The 16,439-nt window shown below is 67.3% G+C and carries 15 protein-coding genes; 4 read left to right on the forward strand and 11 right to left on the reverse strand.

The annotated features are described in order from the left end of the window. Positions 1-146 precede the first annotated feature (146 nt). From AB7F11_RS04580 to AB7F11_RS04595, 4 genes are all read left to right on the forward strand, one after another. Positions 147-2,213 carry a TonB C-terminal domain-containing protein gene (locus tag AB7F11_RS04580; protein ID WP_428288531.1) on the forward strand — a complete coding sequence of 689 codons (2,067 nt, stop codon included), beginning with the start codon at positions 147-149 and terminating at the stop codon, positions 2,211-2,213. Between the two features lie 110 nt (positions 2,214-2,323). Then, entirely contained in the window at positions 2,324-3,841 is a 1,518-nt protein-coding gene (locus AB7F11_RS04585; protein ID WP_428288532.1) for a sensor histidine kinase, read from the forward strand. Further along, a complete protein-coding gene (locus AB7F11_RS04590; protein WP_428288533.1) occupies positions 3,838-4,542 on the forward strand; it encodes a winged helix-turn-helix domain-containing protein in 705 nt (234 codons plus the stop codon). Before AB7F11_RS04585 ends, AB7F11_RS04590 begins: the two co-directional genes overlap by 4 nt. A 79-nt stretch (positions 4,543-4,621) precedes the next feature. After that, a complete protein-coding gene (locus tag AB7F11_RS04595) occupies positions 4,622-6,535 on the forward strand; it encodes a potassium transporter Kup (protein WP_428288534.1) in 1,914 nt (637 codons plus the stop codon). Between the two features lie 458 nt (positions 6,536-6,993). Here AB7F11_RS04595 and AB7F11_RS04600 read toward each other — a convergent pair whose 3' ends face one another. The 11 genes from AB7F11_RS04600 to bchM form a co-directional block, all read right to left on the reverse strand. Then, complete coding sequence (locus AB7F11_RS04600) at positions 6,994-7,206, reverse strand: hypothetical protein (protein WP_428288536.1); 213 nt, start codon at positions 7,204-7,206, stop codon at positions 6,994-6,996. 119 nt (positions 7,207-7,325) lie between these two features. Continuing rightward, on the reverse strand, positions 7,326-7,757 hold the full coding sequence (locus tag AB7F11_RS04605; RefSeq protein WP_428288555.1) for a Cd(II)/Pb(II)-responsive transcriptional regulator: 432 nt from the start codon (positions 7,755-7,757) through the stop codon (positions 7,326-7,328). 92 nt (positions 7,758-7,849) lie between these two features. Then, a complete protein-coding gene (locus AB7F11_RS04610; protein WP_428288537.1) occupies positions 7,850-8,959 on the reverse strand; it encodes a phytoene/squalene synthase family protein in 1,110 nt (369 codons plus the stop codon). Continuing rightward, positions 8,931-10,511 (reverse strand): phytoene desaturase, encoded by a 1,581-nt coding sequence (locus AB7F11_RS04615; RefSeq protein ID WP_428288538.1) that lies wholly within the window; start codon positions 10,509-10,511, stop codon positions 8,931-8,933. The genes AB7F11_RS04610 and AB7F11_RS04615 overlap by 29 nt, the downstream gene beginning before the upstream one ends. Next, on the reverse strand, positions 10,508-11,260 hold the full coding sequence (puhE, locus tag AB7F11_RS04620; protein ID WP_428288539.1) for a putative photosynthetic complex assembly protein PuhE: 753 nt from the start codon (positions 11,258-11,260) through the stop codon (positions 10,508-10,510). Before puhE ends, AB7F11_RS04615 begins: the two co-directional genes overlap by 4 nt. 13 nt (positions 11,261-11,273) lie before the next feature. Continuing rightward, the gene (gene acsF / locus AB7F11_RS04625) at positions 11,274-12,383 is read right to left on the reverse strand and encodes a magnesium-protoporphyrin IX monomethyl ester (oxidative) cyclase (RefSeq protein WP_428288540.1); all 1,110 of its coding nucleotides are present in this window, start codon (positions 12,381-12,383) and stop codon (positions 11,274-11,276) included. Between the two features lie 21 nt (positions 12,384-12,404). Further along, positions 12,405-12,863 carry a photosynthetic complex assembly protein PuhC gene (gene puhC / locus AB7F11_RS04630; RefSeq protein WP_428288541.1) on the reverse strand — a complete coding sequence of 153 codons (459 nt, stop codon included), beginning with the start codon at positions 12,861-12,863 and terminating at the stop codon, positions 12,405-12,407. After that, positions 12,860-13,525 carry a photosynthetic complex putative assembly protein PuhB gene (puhB, locus tag AB7F11_RS04635; protein WP_428288542.1) on the reverse strand — a complete coding sequence of 222 codons (666 nt, stop codon included), beginning with the start codon at positions 13,523-13,525 and terminating at the stop codon, positions 12,860-12,862. Before puhB ends, puhC begins: the two co-directional genes overlap by 4 nt. Continuing rightward, a complete protein-coding gene (gene puhA / locus AB7F11_RS04640; RefSeq protein WP_428288543.1) occupies positions 13,522-14,280 on the reverse strand; it encodes a photosynthetic reaction center subunit H in 759 nt (252 codons plus the stop codon). Before puhA ends, puhB begins: the two co-directional genes overlap by 4 nt. Positions 14,281-14,299: 19 nt before the next feature. Continuing rightward, complete coding sequence (locus tag AB7F11_RS04645) at positions 14,300-15,691, reverse strand: BCD family MFS transporter (protein WP_428299860.1); 1,392 nt, start codon at positions 15,689-15,691, stop codon at positions 14,300-14,302. A 32-nt stretch (positions 15,692-15,723) separates the two neighbouring features. After that, the gene (gene bchM / locus AB7F11_RS04650; RefSeq protein WP_428288545.1) at positions 15,724-16,431 is read right to left on the reverse strand and encodes a magnesium protoporphyrin IX methyltransferase; all 708 of its coding nucleotides are present in this window, start codon (positions 16,429-16,431) and stop codon (positions 15,724-15,726) included. Positions 16,432-16,439: the final 8 nt, after the last annotated feature.

A 16,439-nucleotide genomic window follows, 5' to 3' on the forward strand; every position in this document is an offset into this window, starting at 1 on the left:
GCAGCGTGAGATTCGCCGCACGGGACGGGCGGATTGGATAGGACAATGGCCCGGATGCAGCCCATCCCACACCCCACGGCGCCCTGGCCGGCCCCTGATCGGCAGGCCACGGGTCCGCTCGCCAGGCCCGCGAAGGTGGGGGGCGCTTGAAATCATCGGGCTCCAGCGTCTGGCCGGCGTCCACTTTCGAGCGCAGGTCGGTGCAGTCGCTGCCGCAGGCGCTCGCCCATGGGTGGCGGCGCGGCCGGGGCTGGGTGCCAGAGCACACGCGCATGCGGCTGGCGTTGCTCATCTCCGCGTTGGCGCACCTGCTGTTGCTGAGTCTGACCTTCGGCAGCCAGGCCTTCGGGCTGCCGGGCCTGGCCTTCCCGTGGCAGGAACGCCGCGCCGAAGCACCCCCGCTGCACGTGCGCCTGACGCCACTGCCCGCACCGTCGGCGGTGGCCGAAACATCGGTGCGGTCCGCCGCTGCGACCGCTGCCACCCGGCCCAAGCGCGTGCAGCAGGCCAAAGCCACGGCGCCCCCTCGGCCGGCCGCGCCGGTAACGCCCTCACCGGCGATCGACGCTGCACCCAGCCCTCCGCCCCCTGAGGCCCGCCCACAGCTCGTGCCCGCCACCGAACTGGCGATGGTGGACGCTGCCGTTCTGCTGGAGGCACAACGGCAGGAGGCCGAGCGCCTCGAAACCGCACGGCTGGAGACCGAGCGGCAGGAAGCGGCCAGGCAAGCTGCGATCCAGCGCGAGATGGCGCGGCAGGCTGCCGCTCGGGCAGAGGCGGCACGTCAGGAAGCAGCTCGGCAGGAAGCAGCTCGGGTGGACGCCGAACGCCAGGAGGCGGCGCAGCAAGAAGCCACGCGGGCTGAAGCCGCAAGGCTCGAAGTCGAACGGCAGGAAGCCGAGCGCCAGGAGCTGGCCCGGCAGGAAGTGATGCGACAGGAATCTGCCCGGGCCGATGAGGCGCGTGCCGAAACCGCCCGATTGGAGATGGAACGCCTGGACGCCGAACGGCAGCTCGCCGCCCGCCAGGAAGCCGAACGCCAGGAAGCCGAACGCCAGGAGGCCGCTGCGCGACAGGCCAGGGCAGCGGCAGAAGCCGAGCGCCAGGAAACCCTTCGCCAGCAGGCCGCGCGCACCGAAGCCGAACGGGTGGAGGCCGAACGGGTGGAGGCCGAACGGGTGGAGGCCGAACGGGTGGAAGCAGAACGGCGGGAAGCGGCCGCTCGGCAGGCTGCCGCCCAGGAAGCCGAACGCGCCAGGATCGAAGCCGAACGCCGGGAAGCCCTGGCGCGGCAGGCCGCTGCACAAGCCGAAGCGGCGCAGCGGGAACTGGATGCGAGACAGGCAGCCGCACAGGCAGCCGCACAGGCAGACGCGGCACGCCAGGCGCAAGCGCTGCAACAGGCCTCGCGCGCCGAAGCCGCGCGACTGGAAGCACAACGCGAGCAAGCCGCACAACAAGCCGCCGAGCGCGAGGAAGCCGCAGCGCGTGAGGCAGCGGAGCAGCGGGCAGCAGCCCAGGAGGCCGCTCGCCAACAAGCTGCCAGGCAAGAAGCCGAGCGCCAGGAAGCTGCCAGGGTCGAAGCCGCACGGCTTGAAAACGAGCGCGAGGCGGCCGCCCAGGCAGCGGCAGCCCAGCAAGCCGCAGCGCAGGCAGCGGCGGCACAGCAGGAAGCCGCGCTGCAGGAGCGCACCCGACAGGACGCGGCACGCACCGAAGCCGCTCGCCTGCAGGCGGAGAAACAGGAAGCGGAAGCCCGGCGAGAGGAGCGGCTGCGCGCCATCGGGCGGCAGTTGAACGAAGAAGCCGACCGCCGCGCCGCCGCGGAGGCCGCCCGCGACCTGCCCTCATCCTGGAGCAGCTTGCGCCGGGCGCGCCTCTACGGCCGATCAGACCCCAATGAGGAACTGGTCCGCTACGCCGAGGCATGGGCACGCAAGATCCAGATGAACATGACCATCGAAATGGTCCGTGAAGCCGCACGTCAGCCGCACGCCAATCCGGTCGTGACGGTGGCCATCCGCAGCGACGGCTCGGTGGAGTCGGTGACCTTCGTCAGCTCCAGCGGCGTGGCCGCGATCGACGAAGCGATCCCGCGCATTGTGAGCAGTCAGGCCATGTACCCGGCGTTCCCGCCCGCCCTGGCGCGGCAGTACGACGTGATCGAGATCCGCCGCACCTGGCACTTCGATGTCGCGGTGCGCCTGTACTGAGGCGGTACCCGCGCGGCCTCGCAAGTGCCGGGCGACCCTTCACCAGGGACCTGGGCGCTTTGGCGCGTTCCTGATGCGATCCTGACGCCAGGTGTGCTACGTTGCGGGCGATGCCGCCGCCGTACACCACACCGCCCCATGCACCGCACGCCCCGCTGCGCTGGCCAGGCGCGATGGTCTGGGCTCTGGCCTGGCTGGCCATGGTGGGGCTGCAGGTCGTGCTCGACCTGGCCAACCTGGCCATGCTGCTGGTGCTGGCCTCCGCACTGGCCGCCCTCTGGTTGCCACCGGTGGCCTCCATGGCGGCTTGCGCAGTGGCGGTGCTGGCCTTCAACTTTGTCTTCGTGCCACCCCAGGGCACCTTGACGGTCGATCTGCATCAGCATGCGCTGCTGCTCGTCACCATGCTCTCGGTGAGCTGGATGGTGGCCCTGCTCATGGCGCGCCAGCGCCGCCTGGCCGAGGCCGAGCGGCTGCTCGCACAGCGGGCGCGCCAGCTACAGGATTTTGGGGACGTGCTGCGCGATGCCGACGACCCGCACCAGCGCATCGCCGACCTGCAGGCCACGCTGGCCGCGCTGGTGCGCCGGCCGGTCGCGCTGCTGATTCACAGCGGCGGAACGACCCGCATCGGCAACGCCACCAGCGAAGAATGGGAAGGCCTGTGGGCGAGCCTGCGACAGGCCAGGGACATGGGCCCTGGCACGGGGCGCCACGAAGAGCAGAGAGCCTGGTACCTGCCGCTTCGCGGACGCAGCGGCGGCCTGGGCGCCGCGCTGCTGCCGACCGATGCGCTGCCCGAAGCCGATGCCACGTTGCGCGCTCATGGCCAAGCACTGTGCGACCAGATGGGCCTGGCTCTGGAGCGTGCCGCTGCCACGCGTGCGGCCGCTTCTGCGCGCGAAGAGGCCGCCGCCCAACGCCTTCGCAACACCTTGCTGGCGGCCATCTCGCACGACTACCGAACGCCACTGGCCACCATCCTGGGTGCGGCATCGTCGCTGCACGACCAGGCTGATCGACTTTCGGCGGGACAGCGCCAGCGCCTGGCCGCCACCATCATCGACGAGGCGGGACAACTCGGCCGCATCACCGACAACACGCTGCAGCTCGCGCGCCTGGACCAGCCGGGCCTGGCCCTGCACCTGGACTGGGAGTCGGCCGAGGAGATCGTGGGCACGGTGCTACGCCGCACGCGCCAACGCCAGCCTTCGCGGCAGGTTCTGGCCCGCGTGCAGCCCACCCTGCCCTTGCTGCGTTGTGATGCGGTGTTGCTGGTGCAACTGCTCGACAACCTGGTGGACAACGCACTCAAGCACGGCGGCGATTCGGCGCCGGTCGAGATCGTGGTGACACGCGAAGCCAACATGGTGTGCATGGCCGTGCGCGACCGTGGCCCGGGCATTGCACCCGCATGGCGCGAGCGCGTGTTCGATGCCTTCCAGCGAGGCGAGTCCGGTGCGGGGCCGCGCCGAGGTGCCGGCGTGGGCCTGGCGCTTTGCCGCCTCATCGCACGCGCCCACGGGGGAGAACTCGTGCTGCACGAGCGCGAAGGTGGCGGCTGCAGTTTCGAATGCATGCTGCCAGCGCCGGATTCGCAGGCTCTTGCCATGGAGGCCACGCCGTGAGCCTGCGCGTGCTGCTCGTCGAGGACGACCGCGAACTTCGCCACACCCTGAGCGAATCGCTTCGCGTGGAAGGCTATGAAGTCCTGTCTGCAGCGAGTCTGGCCGATGCGCATGCGCTGCGGGTCCACGCAGGCACACAGGGCGGTATCCACATCGTGCTGCTCGACCTCGGTCTGCCCGATGGCGATGGCGAGTCGCTGCTGGCGGCGTTGCGAGCAGGACGCGGCACCCCGGTGATCGTGATCTCCGCGCGCGAGACCGAAGACCCGAAGATTCGCCTTCTCGACGCCGGCGCCGACGACTACCTGGTCAAACCTTTCCCGCTGGGCGAACTGCTCGCACGCATGCGCGTGGCCTTGCGACATCGGGGTACTGCTACGCAGCCTGCGGTGACGCATTTCAGGCAGGCGGAACTGGACATCGACCTGCGTGCGCACCGCGTGCAACGCGCCGGCGAGGACGTACACCTCACGCCCACCGAGTTCAAACTGCTCGCGCGGCTGGTGCGAAGCGCTGGCCAGGTGGTCACGCACCGGCAGCTGCTGGCCGACGTGTGGGGCGCCGAGTTCACCGAGCACACGCACTACCTGCGCCTGTACATGGGCCAGTTGCGTGCCAAGCTGGAGGCCGACGCTGCCGATCCCAGACGCCTGTTGACAGAACCCGGCGTGGGCTACCGGCTCGTGGAGGGCGACGACTGACGAGGTGCAGACCATCCTTATGCGTTCCTGATGCACCCATCGGTACGCTGCGATTCCTCTCCACCTCGTCCGTCCATTCATGTCCTCGACCGCTTCTACGCTTGACGTCGATTCGCCTTCCAACACCTTGCGCCGGCAAGGCACCGCGGCCCTCACCCTCGGCGCCATCGGCGTCGTCTATGGCGACATCGGCACCAGCCCGCTCTACACCGTCAAGGAAATCTTCGCTCCCGCCACCGGTGTGGTCCTCAACGCGCAAAACCTGATCGGCGCGGTCTCGGTGATCTTCTGGGCGCTCATGCTGGTGGTCACCTTGAAATACGTCACCCTGATCCTGCGCGCCGACAACCGGGGCGAAGGTGGCGGCTTGGCGCTCACGGCACTGGCCGCGCGGGCAGTGCGCGGGCGCCCTGCGCTGCGCCGCGCCCTTTTGCTGCTGGGTGTGTTCGGCGCCACGCTGTTTTACGGCGACAGCGTCATCACGCCCGCCATTTCGGTGCTGGGCGCCATGGAGGGCCTGCAGCTCGTCACGCCGGTGCTCGGTCCTTTCGTCATACCGATCACCGTTGCCATTGTGCTGGGCCTGTTTGCCGTGCAGCGATTCGGCACCGGCCTGGTCGGCAAGCTCTTCGGCCCCATCATCGTGTTGTGGTTCATCACGCTGGGCATCACGGGCATCGTTCACATCGTCGACCAGCCCGCCATCCTGAGCGCGCTCAACCCGGTGTACGCCTGGAACTTCCTGATGGAGCGCGGCTGGAAGGTGTTTGCCGCCGTGGGGGCCATCGTGCTTGCGATCACGGGCGCAGAGGCGCTTTACGCCGACATGGGACATTTCGGGCGCAAACCGATCCAGCTGGCCTGGATGAGCCTGGTGCTGCCAGGCCTGGCCATCAACTACATGGGCCAGGGCGCGTTGCTGATGGGAGATCCCACCGCCATTGAGAATCCGTTCTACCGCTTGTTTTCTGAAGCCTGGGTGTTGCCGGCGCTGGTGCTCGCCACCATGGCTGCGATCATCGCCTCGCAGGCGGTGATTTCCGGTGCGTACTCGATGACCAAGCAAGCCATCCAGCTCGGTTTCCTGCCCCGCATGACGGTGCGCTACACCTCGGCGCGGGAGGCCGGGCAGATCTACATGCCCGCCGTGAACTGGCTGCTCATGGCCGGCGTGGTGGCGGCGGTGGTGGGATTCGGCAGTTCATCGGCGCTGGCCGGTGCCTATGGTATTGCCGTCACGCTCACCATGACGATCACCACGGTCCTCACCTACTTCGTCGTCAGCGAAGGCTGGCGCCTGCCCCGGACTGTGGCGGTGAGCGCCACCGTGTTCTTCCTCTCCATTGATGCGCTGCTGGTGGCAGGCTGCGCGATCAAGTTCTTCGACGGCGGCTGGTTCCCGCTGGCGCTGGGCCTGCTGCTGTTCGGCGTGATGAGCACCTGGTCGCGCGGGCGGGACATGCTGCTGGAGAGCATCCGCAAGGAGGGCCTGGAGCTGCAACCCTTCATCGACAGCCTCGATCCAGCCACCGCGAAACGCGCTTCGCGCACTGCCGTGTACCCGGTGGCCGATCCCTCCACCGTGCCGCAGGCGCTGTTGCACAACCTCAAGCACAACGAAGTGCTGCACGAGCGCAACGTGATCCTGACCGTGGTGTTCCATGAAGTGCCATGGGTGCCCATGGACGAAAGGGTGCAAGTGGAGCCGCTGGGGCGCGGCTTCTGGCGCGTCACGCTGCATTTCGGCTTCATGAACACGCCCGACGTGCCCAGGGCACTGACGTTGACCGAATCGCACGGTCTGCGCGTGCCCGTCTTCGAGACCAGCTACTTCCTCAGCCGCGAGACCGTGGTGCCCACGCCAGGCAGCGGCATGACGGCCTGGCGCGAACACCTGTTCGCCGCCATGAGCCGAAACGCAGGCGGCGTGGTGGACTACTTCCGCCTGCCTGGCAACGCGGTGGTGGAGCTCGGCACGCGTGTGACGATCTGAAACCCCTGTCTGCGAACCGGGTGACGATGTACGGTGCGTCGCCTTCGCGGCATCCCACCTCGCCAACGAGGCGTGCGCTCTGCGCCATGCGGCCCCCCGTGCACATCAGACGGGGAGCAGGCGACGCTCACTTCGACCGTGCTGACGCAACGAAAACCGCCAATCGCGTGATCCGCAGGCTTCAGCAGATCGGCTTTGCTTTGCAGGTCACACCGGCTTGAGAGGTTGAGTTTCATCCTGGTTGCGGCCATTCGGCGTTCGACATCGCGGCAGGCAGCCAGTTCTTGCCCGGCAGGGTGGTGAGAAAGGATGTCATGCGACGCCCTTTCGGCGCGGTCTTGTGCAGGAACCACGTACGGGGCAGGCAGCGCTCCCGCATCAACGGGTCGCCCGGCATGGTCCGACGCACCAGCGTCACCGGAGTTGCGGCAAAAATTGCCGATGAGCTCCGAAAGGTCTCAGGCGTTGAGCGTGATCTTGCCTTCGTCGAGATAGCGGGCGAAATCCACCAGGGGCATGGCGGCCGAGTTGTGTGTCTCTTCGTCTTCCCAGCTCAGGGTGGCGTCGATCAGGCCAGTCTCCACGCTCACCGGACCCGGACGGATGATGAGATTCGGGCCTTCACCCTCACGGAACTCGACTTTGCCAACAATGTGTGCGGTCTGTGCCATGGGTTCCTCCTGCAGGTTGAGATGTCCACTCCAGCGGCTGCTGGAAAACCATGCTAAGGCGGCGCGCCGCTCTCGCATCGCAACAACCCGGTAACACACGCAACCTGTGGATACAGGCTTCAGGCTTCGGGGTGACAGGCGCAGGCTTCACCGTGGGCCGCCGACACCAGCTCATCGAGAATGCCGCAGGGCCCGCCTTCTGCGTGCTCGCCGGTGCAGCGCGAGCGCAATTGCAGCAGCTGCTTCTCCAGCGCACGCATGCTCTTGAGCCGTGCACGCACGCGGCTGAGCTGCTCGTCCACCAGGTCGTCCACGTTGAGGCAATGCCCCCGGGGATCGTCCACGAAGCCCAGCAGGCGCTTCACGTCGACAAGCGGCATGTCCAGCGCGCGGCAATGGCGAATGAAGGAAAGCCGCTCCAGGTGGGGCTGCTCGTAGTTGCGGTAGCCGTTGTCCAGCCGCGCCGGCTCGGGCAACAGGCCTTCCTTCTCGTAGAAGCGTATGGTCTCCACGTCCACGCCCGTTGCACGGGCCAGTTCCTTGATCTGCATGGTGTGCTCCAGCGCGGGCACCGCCTGGTGCGGCATCCAGTGTCCACACTGTAGTGACAACAGGGATTCCCTTCGGAGAGGGCGGCCACTGTTCAGTGCGAGTAGCCGCGCTCCCGTGCCCCCTCGCCGCGCTCACGGATGCGCTGCGCCTCCAGACGCTCGAAGAGTTCCAGCATCCACACCACGCGCTCGCCCAGGGGCTTGGTGGCCACGGCGCCGCGCTCGCACATGTCCAGCGCCAGTGCGCCGGTATCGCAATGCTCCACCAGGTAAGCCACGGCGGCCAGCGGCGGCACGTCGTTGGCCGAAGGCCCCGTCCATGCCGAGGACACCGAGGCACTGGCCAGCAGCATCAACTTGCGCGTCGTCGGCACCACCGCGCGCTGACGCAGCGGGTCCAGGCCATCACGTCGCAACTGCTGACCGATTTCAGCGTAGATGAGGCGGGCGGCACGGATGGCCGAGCGGCAGTCGCGTGGCAGCATCCCGATGCCCGCGCCGGCCTGCTGGTAAAGCCGGTCGGCCTCGTCGAGCAGGCGCGAAACGACGCCTTGCAGCGCCGGGGTGCAGGCGGGCCGCTGCAACCAGGTGTGCGGGTCGATACCGGCCTGCACCAGCCATTGAGCGGGCAGGTAGAGGCGGCCGTTTCGGGCATCCTCGCCGACGTCGCGCGCGATGTTGGTCAGTTGCATGGCCACACCCAGCTCACACGCACGGGCCAGCGCCTGCGGGCTGCGAACGCCCATGATCCAGCACATCATGGCGCCCACACTGCCGGCCACGCGCGCGCCGTAGTCGTGCAGGTCTTCCAGCGTGTCGTAGCGGCGGCCCTGTGCGTCCCAGGCAAAGCCGTCGAGCAGGGCGTCCAGCAAGGCGCGTGGCAACTGGTGCCGCGCCACCACCACCGCCAGGGCATGGTCTTCCACGTGGTCCAGGGGCAAGCCGGCATAGATGCGATCCAGGCGGTGGGACAGGGAGGCCAGTGCCTGGTCAAGCGCGGTGCCGCCGTCGTCCACCAGGTCGTCGGCCACACGGCAGAAAGCGTAGAGCGCAATCGACGAGGCGCGCACGCGATGAGGCAACAGGCGACTGGCCGCGAAGAAGGTGCGGGAACCCGTGCGCATGAGCGCCACGCAGGCGTCCAGGTCGTCCACTTGCGGCTTCGAAGCAGATTCAGCGGATGCCAGCATGGATGTGGGCATGGGTGTGGGCATGGGTTGTGGCATCGGGCACCACCGAATCCAGCGCCTTGGCCGACATGAGCACGCCGGGTACGCCGGCGCCGGGGTGCGTGCTGGCGCCCACCATGTAAAGGCCCTCGATGTCCTCGCTGCGGTTGTGCGGGCGGAACCAGGCGCTTTGCAGCAGCAGCGGTTCCAGCCCGAAGGCGGCCCCCTTGAAGGACAGCAGTCGGTCGTGAAAATCCTGCGGGGTGGTGATGAGCGTTGCGCTGAGGCGGCTCTGCAGACCTGGCAGCACCGTGCGCTCCAGCAGCTCGGCCATCGAGCGGCGAAATGGTTCGGCCTGCGCTGCCCAGTCGGTGCCGCTGTCCAGGTGCGGCACCGGGGCCAGCGCGTAGAAGGTGTCGTGGCCAGGGGGCGCCATGGAGGCGTCGCTCGCGGTGGGCCGATGCAGGTACAGGCTGAAGTCGTCGGCCAGTTTGTGGCGGCGAAAGATGTCTTTCAGCAATTCCCTGTAGCGAGGACCCAGCAGCATCATGTGGTGGGGCACCTCGGGGTACTGCCGGTCGGTGCCGAAGTACCAGACGAACAGACTCATGGAATAGCGGCCGCGGTCGATGCGCCGATCGCTCCAGTGGCGACGGTGCTGCGGCTCGATGAGGTGCCTGTAGGTCCATGCCGTGTCGGCATTGGAGACCACGATGTCGGCCGAGATGCGCTCACCGCTGGCCAGCGTGACACCGCTGGCACGGCCTCGGTCCACTTCGATGCGCTTCACCTCGGCATCACAGCGCAGCACACCGCCCTGCCCCTCCAGGAGCGCCACCAGACCTTTCACCAGGCGCCCGGTGCCCCCCACCGCCCAGTGCACGCCGTATTGGCGCTCCAGTGCATTGATGAGGCTGTAGATACAGGTCACCGAAAACGGGTTTCCCCCGATCAACAGGCTCTGCAGGCTCATGGCCATCCGCAGCTTGGGGTGCCTGAGATGGCTGGCCACCATGGTGTGCAGGCTGCGCCAGCCGCGCATTTTCAGGATGGCGGGACTGGCCTGAATGAGGTCACCCACGGTGTCGAATGCCTTGGCACCCAGCGCCTCGAAGCCGAGCCGGTAGCAGTGATCGGCCTCGGCCATGAAGCGCTCGTAGCCGGCTGCATCCCCGGGGCTGATGCGGCGCACTTCGGCTCGCATCTTCGCCGGATCGCCGCTGTAGTCAAAGTGATCTCCGTCGGCGAATCGGATGCGGTAGAACGGATCGAGCGCGCGCAGTTCGATGTCGTCACTGAACTTGCGACCCGCAAGCGCCCAGAGCTCTTCGAACAGAAAAGGCACAGTGATGATGGTCGGCCCGGCGTCGAACACATGACCGTTCTGCTGGTGAACGTAGGCACGCCCCCCGGGCGCGTCGAGCTTTTCCAGCACCGTCACGCGCCAGCCCCTGGCGGCCAGGCGTATGGCCGAGGCCAGGCCACCAAAGCCGCTGCCGATCACCACCGCATGGGGCATCTCCGGTGCCGCCGCCCTCCGCGGGAGGGTGGCCCACAGATCGTCGGGCGTTCGGAAGGCGTTCATGCCTTCTCCATGGCCCAGCCCCACAGCTTTTGCATGGGCGTGGGGAAGGCCATGATCACGTGTTCCACGATGGCCAGGCCGAGCAGGGCCGCCAGCAGCACCCACCCGGTGGTGATGGTCGCCACGCCACCGGACACCTGCCAGACCATCCAGGCCCACACCGCGCACGACAGCGCGACGGCCAGGTAGAAGAAGACGCTGACGTGTCGCCGCCTGAAGTAGGAAGCCAGGTAGACCAGGTGGCGTGGCAGGTACTGTTCGCCGGTTTCGGGAACACCAAAGAACAGATTCATCTTGGCCGAGAAACGCATGCACCACAGCAGCGCGAAAGTGCAGATGGCCACGTGTCCCGACTGTCCCTGCTGCATCCAGAGCAGCACGCCGAAATTGGCCAGCAGCGCCAGTTCGTGCCACAGGATCACCTGAACCGACTGTGTGAAGCGCCTCCAGCCGTGCGCGCCTGCCTGCAGCGGTGCGCGGCGCGGGCCAGTGAGCCAGCCCGTGAGGAATGCCATCTCGTGCCAGCTCCACATCACGATGACGCTGGCGAAAGCAAGATAGGCGCTGCCCACCGTGTGGTCGCGCATGCTGATCGAGGTGGTCCACAGGCTGATCACCAGCAGCACGCTGAGCGCGCCCATGCTCCAGCGAAAGCTTGCGCGAGGCCGGCGCACCAACCACAGGATGGCACCTGTACCGAACCACCAGCACAGCAGAGCAAACAGCGTCGGCGCAAGCAGGTCGTTCATTGCAGGTTTCGACTCACCAGACCGGGTCCATGCGAATGTCACTGGGCAACTCGTGCTCGATGACGGGCACGAGGTATAGCCGACCGAAAGTCCAGGCCGCCTGCACCGCGCACACGCCCCTGCGCAACCGCCCCACCACACCGCCCCGCTTCGTGGCGCGATCGGCCGCCAGCGATATCTTCAGCAGGCGCTCCATGCTGCGGCGAAACACCGGGTGGTCGATGTCGACCTCGATAGGGAACACCTGGCGGCAGATGTCCGAGGTGATGCGGAACACGGTGTAGTCGTACTCGGTGGAATGAAGACCCATGGCCTCGTGCAGCAGCGGGCGGGTGTGATCGCGCACGTACATGGTGGCGTAGACGGCCAGGATGAAAAATCGGATCCACAGGCGGTTGCCTCCTCGCAGCAGAGCGGGCTGCGAACGCATGATCAGCGCGAACGATTCACCATGGCGGAATTCGTCGTTGCACCAGCGCTCGAACCAGCGAAAGATGGGGTGGAAGCGCTTGTCGGGGTGGCGCTCGAGCTGGCGAAAGATCGTGATGTAGCGTGCGTAGCCAATCTTCTCGCTGAGGTACGTGGCGTAGAAGATGTACTTGGGCTTGAAGAAGGTGTAGGCCTTGGTGCGCTTCAAGCTGCCCAGGTCGATGCCGAGATTGAAGTCCTTGAGCGACTGGTTGATGAAGCCGGCATGGCGTGACTCATCGCGCGCCATGTAGGTCATCAATTGCCGGATGTCGGGGTTGCTGACGTTCTTGCGAATCTCGTTGTAGAGGATGCAACCGGAAAACTCCGAGGTCAACGAACTGATGAGGAAGTCCAGGAACTCCTGGCGCATCTCGGGTGAGAGCTGCGGCATGAGCGTGCGCACCTCGTCGGCAAACGCCGCATCGCGCTGGAAGTGATCGTGGTTGTTGTCGCCCTCGTACTCTTTCATCATCACGTCCCACTCGGCGCGCACGCTGGACACGTCCAGCGCATCCATGGCCTTGAAGTCGGTGGTGTAGAAGCGCGGTGAGAGCACGGTGCTCTTCACGGCCTTGGCATTGGCGTCGGCCGCACTCTCCACGGAATCCATGAGCCGGTCGACGTGGTCGATTTCGGCGGTGACGGTGTTCATGGCGTGCTCCTGGGTGAGAAATTAGGGAACCGGCCGGGCCCACTGCAGTTGCGCGAACACAGCCGAGTTGGTGGGCCCGAAGGATTCGAGGGGAATGCGCTGGCCGGTGGCTCTGTCCATCAGCGTGATGCGGCCGCCCACATGACCGGTCAGCTCGAACGGCACGTCGGCTCCGAAATCGGTGCGCTTGCGCTCGCGCGCCAGTGCACGCAGGCTGCCGCGCAGAAAACCCTGCTCGCCCTGGAAGCGCGCCACCTCTTCGCGGCTGTGGGCGTCGATCACGGCAATGTCACCGTTGGGTCGATCTTCGAACTGAAGCAGGCGCTGCCATTGCACGGCCCCGGCCTCGTCGGACACCACACCGCCATTGACCTTGTATTGCCAGGTCACGGCCACCACAGTGGCCAGCAGCAGGGCGCCCAGCGCCCGTACCGGCCAGGGGGTGGCCATGCCCAGTGGTGACGGGTGGCGGGTGTTCATGCCGTCACCGCTGGTACGCGTTTCTCGCGCGGCGCACGCACCGGCAGCGCGATCACTTCACCACGCACCGGCAGCGCATCGGGGTGAACGGCGTTCCAGGCCTGCTGGATGCGCACACCCACCGCTTGCGCGTCGGGTACACAGCGCAGGCTGGGCTGGGGCTGGCGCAGCTGCCAGGGCCGCGCATGGGGCCAGAGGTTGAGCCAGGCAATGCGGTCCGTTCCCGACAGGGTGAGCGCGATGTCGCCATGGCCGCGGGCCTGTGGCCTGATGGCGGCGCCCGAAACCTGTCGAAGCGGCAGGTTGAAGGTGAGTGTGAGCACAATGCCGATGCGCATGACGATGCGACGGTCGGTCAGCGTGTAGAGCGTGGTGCGAGCGGAGAACCACGCCGTGGTGCCCAGCAAGGCCAGCGCCAACAACGCCATGCCAGCACTGGTGAGCAAGGGACGCAGCAGCGGTGCGCCCGGATCGCCGCTCAGGTAGACCCACTGCAGGGCCAGCATGGCCATGAAGTACAGCGCCAGCTTGCGCACATGAAAGGCGTGGATCGCCAGCATGCGCCAGTCCGGGCTGCCTTGCCAGATCAGCCGCTCGCCGCGAGGCAGCGGCTCGGGCAGGCCCGGCGCGGCCTCGAACTCATGCTCGTGGTGGGCGTTCACAGCATGGGCTCCTGGCGGCGCGGTGTCGCGTACAGCGTGCCCGCACCGTAGTAGGCGGTGATCTTTTCTTCTTCCAGGAAGGTCACCTGCTCGGGGTTGGCGAGGCCCGGCACGTTGGCGAACTGCTCGGCCAGCAGCGCCTGCACATGCACCCCGTTGCGGCGGATGCGCGAGAAGGTCATGGGCAGCAGCACCGAGCGGCCCGAGGCCAGTTGCACTTCCAGGTACCGGAACAGCATCTCCGATCGGTCCACCCACAGGTCCTTGACTTCGCCGGCCACCTCCCGGTCGGCGCCGATCACCGGCAGTCCCCGCGGGTCGATGTCCTGCAGTGCCACGCCGTGGTCGCTCGCCACCCGCAGGGGCACGATCTTCGCGTGGCCTTCAAGTGTCATGTCGGGCACGTCGGTTCGTTGCGCCCAGGCGCCCGGCCCCACACCAGCCAGCAACGGGTCGCCCACCGGCTCCAGCGGCGCACCGGCCCAGCGGTGCGTGGGCTGCGCGGTGTAGGCACCATCGGCGCGCCCCGGTGTGGGAATCTGCACTTCGCGGCCGTCGTGCAGCCTGTAGGTCTTGCTGTCGGGCAGGGGCCATCCGCCTGTTTTCGGACCGTTCTCCCGGCCAGGGTCCATGGGATAGCCTTCGCGGTGGTTCTCGCGCAGAAGGTAGTAGACCAGTCCGGCAAAGAAGATCCAGAACGCGTAGAGCACGAGCTGTGCCACGTCGACGTACTGGGTGATGGCGCCTGTTTCCATGGTGGTTCTCCTGGTGGTGTCAACCCGGCAACTCGGCCAGGCCTATCGGGTGAGGTTGGCGAACGGTGGTGCCCACCGGGTTGCGCCGCACGAGCGGACCCAACGCGATCAGCACCACGAAGAGCAGGTAGATCTCAAGGTGGAACACGAAGCTGTAGCCGGTGGCCGGCGAATTGAGCGATTCGCCCAGCCAGCCGTGGGTGGCCAGGCTGGAGACCACATCGCGCAGCACGCCGCCAATGGCCATGGACACGCCGGCTGCCGTGGCCTGCACGGCGCCCCAGGCACCCAGCACCAGGCCGGTGAGTTCGCGCTCGGGCAACTCCATGGCCGCCAGCAGCATGCTCACCGAGAACAGCCCACCCGAAAAGCCGATGAGGGCGGCGCCGATCTGGAACAGCAACGCCGATTGCAGGGGAGCCGCGAAGATCACGCAGGCAAAGGCAGGCAGGCCCAGCAGGGCACCGAATGCCGCGAGGCGGATGGTGTCGAGCCCGCGCGAGGTGAAGCGTGCCGAGAGCACAAAGGCCAGCAGCGCGCCGCCCGCACTCATGGCGGTGAGCGCGCTGGTCAGGCTCACGTCGAGCCCGAGCACCTGCCCGCCAAACGGCTCCAGCACGATGTCCTGCATGCTGAAAGCCACCGTACCCAGACCCACCGTCCACAGAAAGCGCTTGATCTTCGGAATCGCCATGAGCCGATGCCAGCTCCTCGAAAAGCCATCGGGGGGACGCGCGCCGCGCCGGGGCTGGCGCGGTTCCTGTTTCCAGAGCGAGGTGATGTTGAGCAGGGCCACCACCACCGCTGCGCCCTGCACCACCTGCACCAGGCGCGTGGGCGTGAAGTCGATCAGCACGAAACCCAGCAGCGCGCTGCCCAGGATCATGCCCACCAGCAGCGTGCTGTAGAGCAGAGCCACCACGCGCGGGCGCCGGTCCTCGGGGGAAAGGTCGCTGGCCAGCGCCATGCCTGCGGTCTGGGTGATCTGCATGCCGGCCCCCACCAGGAGAAAAGCCAGTGCCGCACCGATGCGCCCGGCCCATACGCCGGCATCGGCCACGGTGAGCAGCAACAGCGCGAACGGCATGATGGCCAGGCCGCCAAACATGAGCAGTGTGCCGATCCACATGTAGGGCATGCGCTTCAACCCGAGCGCTGAAGGATGCGTGTCGCTGCGGTAGCCGATGAGCGCTCGCAGCGGCGCAAACACCAGCGGCAGCGCCACCGAAAGTGCGACCCACCAGGCCGGCACATTCAACTCCACGATCATCACGCGGTTGAGCGTGCCCACCAGCAGGGCGATGGTCATGCCGATCGACGCCTGGAACAACGACAGGCGCAGCAAGCGGCCCAGCGGCAGGTCGGCCGAGGCCGCGTCCGCAAACGGTGCGTAGCGAAGGGTGATGTTCATCGCCCAGGAGGGCGACAGGAGGCGCTGCAGGTTCACCGCGTCCACTCCCAGGCCTGTGAGGTGTAGAAACCGCTGGAGACGCGCTGGCTGCGCCCTTCATTCCAGCCATCCAGGCGTTGCACCAGCGCGGCCCGCAGGCGGGCCTGCGACACCGGCGTGAGCGCGGGCGAGCGGTCGCTGCGCGGAAAGAAGCGGCCCAGCGTGTGGGCCACGCTCAGAAGCGGGCTGCTGGGCGCGATGGTGAAGAGCACGCTGCCGCGCGTGCGGGCGGCGAGCCGCGCGATGGCGTTGGCGATGTCGGGCGTGTCGTAGTGGATCACCGAGTCCATCGCCACCACGTGGTCGAACTGGCCCAGCGCGTCGTCCAGCATGTCGCCCGAGCGGTATTCGATGCTGCCACCGCGTCCGTTGGGTGGCAGCGTGACGTTGCGTTCGCGCCCGAGCGCCACCAAGGTGGGCGAAAGGTCAATCGCCACCACTTCGGCGCCGCGTTGCATGGCTTGCAGCGCCAGCGCGCCGGTGCCGCAGCCGGCGTCCAGCAGCCGCAGGCCCTGCATGTCTTGCGGCAACCAGCTCAGCAATGTGCTGCGCATCTGGTCACGCCCGGCGCGGACTGAGGCACGAATGCGGCCCACTGGCGCGTTGGAGGTGAGGCGCTCCCAGGCCTGGGCTGCCGTGCGATCGAAGTAGTTCTCGATCTCGGAGCGGCGCTCCAGGTAGTTGGCGTTGGACGTTTTCATGCGAGTCT

The sequence above is a fragment of the Hydrogenophaga sp. genome, from assembly GCF_050250835.1.
In the GTDB taxonomy this organism is placed as follows: domain Bacteria; phylum Pseudomonadota; class Gammaproteobacteria; order Burkholderiales; family Burkholderiaceae_C; genus Hydrogenophaga.